This window comes from Streptomyces sp. M2CJ-2 (assembly GCF_016757295.1).
GTDB lineage: Bacteria > Actinomycetota > Actinomycetes > Streptomycetales > Streptomycetaceae > Streptomyces.
The window spans coordinates 1-2,825 of the sequence record NZ_JAESIF010000183.1; the positions used below are offsets into that span (position 1 = coordinate 1).

General features: G+C 64.3%; 3 protein-coding genes. 2 read left to right on the top strand and 1 reads right to left on the bottom strand.

All coding sequences use genetic code 11. The features are described from left to right. The first annotated feature begins 236 nt into the window (after positions 1-236). The gene (locus tag JL475_RS38515) at positions 237-584 is read left to right on the top strand and encodes a hypothetical protein (RefSeq protein WP_202282849.1); all 348 of its coding nucleotides are present in this window, start codon (positions 237-239) and stop codon (positions 582-584) included. 266 nt (positions 585-850) lie between these two features. On the opposite strand, the gene JL475_RS38520 is transcribed toward JL475_RS38515, so the two are convergent. Then, positions 851-1,333 carry a hypothetical protein gene (locus JL475_RS38520; RefSeq protein WP_237409470.1) on the bottom strand — a complete coding sequence of 161 codons (483 nt, stop codon included), beginning with the start codon at positions 1,331-1,333 and terminating at the stop codon, positions 851-853. An 826-nt stretch (positions 1,334-2,159) separates the two neighbouring features. Here JL475_RS38520 and JL475_RS38525 point away from each other — a divergent pair. Next, complete coding sequence (locus tag JL475_RS38525) at positions 2,160-2,561, top strand: hypothetical protein (RefSeq protein ID WP_202282851.1); 402 nt, start codon at positions 2,160-2,162, stop codon at positions 2,559-2,561. Positions 2,562-2,825 lie beyond the last annotated feature (264 nt).

Here is a 2,825-nt window from a genome sequence, read left to right on the forward strand (position 1 = left end):
GTAAAACGACCAGACGTCCCGAGAGCATCACTGAACGGAATCAGTCCAAAGGTCGCAAAGGTTAAATTTCAAGCTAAGAGGCCACGTCCAATGAGGCGCCAACCCAGCCATTCGCCTAGGTCAGAGCACGAACCAACAACCGAATGATCGCAGCTTCCCAAGCTGATGGCCTACCGCCCGCCTTGACCTCATCGGACCGCTTCCCTTCGCCAGGCGCTGGGCCGATCATGGGGTTCATGGTGTCAAGCATCGTCGTTCAGTACACAGATCTCCTGCGGACCAGCGACTACGACCTGTGGAGCCGGTTGCGGGAGCTCCTGAAGGGCCAGGGACTCGATCCGGACCGGACGATCGTCGTCGACCTCTTGCAGGAGGGCCCCGATCACGAGGACGGCCAGGTCATCTCCGAAGACGGCAGGGTCTACAGGTTCACCCTCTTCTATGACCAAGCAGCAGAGCACGGCGCGCGCAACGCCTACCTTGATGGCTGGACCGACATCACCGATTCTTGGCGGATCGGATCACTGGCTACCCGAACAGCAGACGCCTTCGCTTGGATGTCTTCGCCCACCGAATCGAGTTGACCGCCGACGCAACGGCGCTCAGTCGCTGGCCCGGCTGAGTGTCCAACTGCGTGACAACGCCGACGAACAGCGGCGGACAACTACGGATGCCTACGGACTATCAGCGCAGGTGCGAGACCCATCAGCCCAAGGCAGCGCCCTCACTCAGGTTGCTTCGGGACGAAGAGGTCGTGGGTTCAAATCCCGCCACCCCGACAGCTGAAGCAGCAGAGCTCAGGGCCGGTTTCTTGCACGGGAAACCGGCCCTGATGCATTGTGTGCCCTCCTCAGCCGGGGAGCTTCGCCAGCTGCGCCTCCAGAAGGGGCCGCGGAAGCGTGTCCGTGATCACCATCATCGTGGTGAGGATGTGGTCGGTGCGGACGACGGCGTAGGTCGCGGGACTGCTTACGCTGGAGAGGCTGGTGGTGAACCGGAAGCCGACGGATTCGTCCCCGAGATCCGGGGCCTGGGCCGGTTCGAGGTCGCGGTAGATCATGGGGGCGCCGAGAACCTTGAAGCTGCCCGAGCACTCCGTGAGCGCCTTGCGGACATCGTCGAGCGCCGAGCGGGCATCGTCTCCCCGATGGACAGTCACCCATAGGCCTCCGACGGTGGAGTTCAGCTCGCCAGGGCCCGAGAATTCGCGGACGGCCCGGGCGGTCGCGGGGCGCGGCGTATCGGTGAAGGCCAGCTGCGCAATGGGTAGGCACTCGTCCTTGTCGGCCCGGTACGAACCCTTCGGAAGCGGGTCCTCGGCCGGCTCGGTCACCCGGAGGCCGGCGACGGTCCCCACCATGGTGAGCTTCTCAAGGGTGGCGTCGGACAGGGAGGGCCTGGCCGCGGGCCCGTCTGCCGGGCCGCTGTACTCGGAGCTGCTGCAGGCAGTAAGGAGCAGAGCGATCGAAAGGGCAGCAACGGCAGCGGTACGGCGAAGGCGCATAAAGAGTGCTCGGATCTCTGAACGTCGCCCCAAGCAAGAGGCAAGGCGAAGGTGGACAGGACGTGTTGAGCCTCCGGCGGTGGGGCGCCCAGACGTTCGACAAACGAAGATCTAAGGCCAGAAGCCCTCAGGCGTCAAAACCCTTCGGTGGTGCCTGGCCGTCCCCGACACCTCAAGGGCACCGGGGTCTCTCGCACGTATGCTGCCGTGCTCAAGACGGTGCAGCGCGCCCCGACCCACATACGCGATTGGCAAGGCCTCCATGTCGGTACAGCAGCGCCGTACCGCAACCCCAGTAACCGCTCCCGTCCAGTAGCGTCCCGCTCTGAGGTCCCGTAGCGGCCGGAATGGCCACTGCTGACCGATCCGGCTATAGCTACGGATCAGAAAGCTTCTGACATCCACGGCTGACATCAACGACGCCGGACGGAGGCGTACACCAGCATCTTTGTCCGGCCCTCGCACCAGTCGACGAAAGCCGCCGCAGCGGGCCCGGATCGAACTCCTAAAGCGGGGGTCGCAGGTTCGAATCCTGCCAGGGGCACAGAGAAAAGGGCCGGCTCAGGAGGGATTTCCTCACGGGCTGGCCCTCCAATGTGTCCGGGGTCGTTCGACGTCGGCTTCGCTGCCAGTCCTGGCCTGTACGGTCCCGCCTATGGCTGAAAGACCGACGACGAACTGGCGTCACGGCATAGCAGAGGAAGCCGCGGATCTCGCCGCCGGCACCCTGGATCCCGAGTGCGCCTGTACGGCTGGGCTGTTCCCCGAGGAACTGCTCACGGCAACCGATACAGTCTTCGACACCTTCGAGGAGGAGCTTGCCAGACTTGGTGATGCCGGCGACGAGCAGGTCTTTGCTGTGGTGGAGCGCGTCGTCCTGGCCCTCAACGCGGTGGACGAAGTCCACAATGAAAGCGCCTTCGACACCGACGAGCGCGAGGAGCTGTGCGACTACATCGACCAGTCGCTCACCGAGCACGGCGTCGATGTCGTCGCGCTGACCGCCCGCCACGGGCTGGGCCGTTACCAGCTCACGGACAAGTGGCGGAAGTGGTAGGGCGCGCACCTTGCTGAGCGTAGTACTACTACCGCACCACAAACGCACCAGATCGAGCGGGGAACAGCGGGGAACCACGGTGAAAGCAATCGGGCACGAGAAGGTCTCACCGAAGCCGTTCGCCCAGGTCAGCGACCGAACCGTCCGTGAATCCCGACTTCATCAGTAGGTAGGCACACGTGGTCGGCAGATTCGCGGGCTGGCCTGCGAGAATGGCATGAGGAGCCGCCGGGGGCGTGTGTCCACGGCTCCGGCGGCTGTTTC